The 1,095-nt window shown below is 48.3% G+C and carries 1 protein-coding gene; it reads left to right on the top strand.

Annotation, left to right across the window (positions count from 1 at the left end; all coding sequences use genetic code 11):
- A partial coding sequence (argS, locus tag A3735_RS00685) for an arginine--tRNA ligase (protein ID WP_068637365.1) occupies positions 1 to 1,095 on the top strand: 1,095 nt, incomplete at both ends.

Below are 1,095 nucleotides of genomic sequence, written 5' to 3'. Positions count from 1 at the left end.
ACCGCTCAAAATAATGCAAGCGTAGACAAAATTGAAATTGCTGGCCCTGGCTTCATCAACTTTTTTATGAGCTCCGCCAGCAGCTTTGCCGTCCTCAGTTCAATTATTGAAAATGCGGATAAATATGGACACAACAACTCAGGTAAAGGCCAAAAAGTTCAAGTCGAGTTTGTTTCCGCTAATCCTACCGGCCCATTGCATGTGGGGCATGGCCGTGGCGCAGCAGTCGGTGACAGCATTTGCAGACTTCTCGGTGCAAATGGCTGGGATGTGACCAGCGAGTTCTATTACAACGATGCTGGCCAACAAATCAATAACCTGGCTCTATCTGTTCAAGCTCGCTGCAAAGGTTTAACACCTGAAGACCCAAGCTGGCCAGAAGATGGCTATCGCGGGCACTATATTATTGAGCTTGCTGAAAGCTTTATGAACGGTGAAACCATCGAGTCTGCCGACCAGAGCTTTACAGGTACCAAAAACGCTGACGACCTGGAAGATATCAGACACTTTGCTGTCGCCTATTTAAGAAGAGAGCAAGATCTAGACCTAAAAGCCTTTGACGTTGATTTCGATGTTTATTTCCTTGAAAGCTCTCTCTATAGCGATGGTAAAGTCGAAAAAGCAGTGGANGCTCTGATTGAAAATGGCTATACCTACGAGAAAGATGGCGCGCTTTGGTTGCGAACGACAGACTTTGGCGACGACAAAGATCGTGTTATGCGCAAAACTGAAGGCGGCTACACTTACTTTGTGCCAGACGTAGCCTATCACCTCGACAAGTGGCAACGTGGCTTTACTCGCGTCATAAATGAACAGGGTGCCGACCACCACAGTACAATCACTCGCGTTCGAGCAGGCCTACAAGCATTGAAGCAAGATATACCTGAAGGCTGGCCTGATTATGTTCTTCACCAAATGGTGACTGTCATAAAAGGCGGCGAAGAGGTGAAGCTATCCAAACGTGCCGGCAGCTACGTCACATTGCGAGACTTGATCGAAGAAGTTGGCCGCGATGCCACTCGCTACTTCCTGGTCGCACGCGCTCCCAGCTCACAACTAACATTCGATATTGACCTGGCTCGCAGCCAGTCAAAT

This window comes from Oleiphilus sp. HI0061, assembly GCF_001635675.1.
The sequence above is the reverse complement of the archived record's forward strand: the minus strand, read 5'-3'. Positions and strand labels throughout refer to the sequence as shown.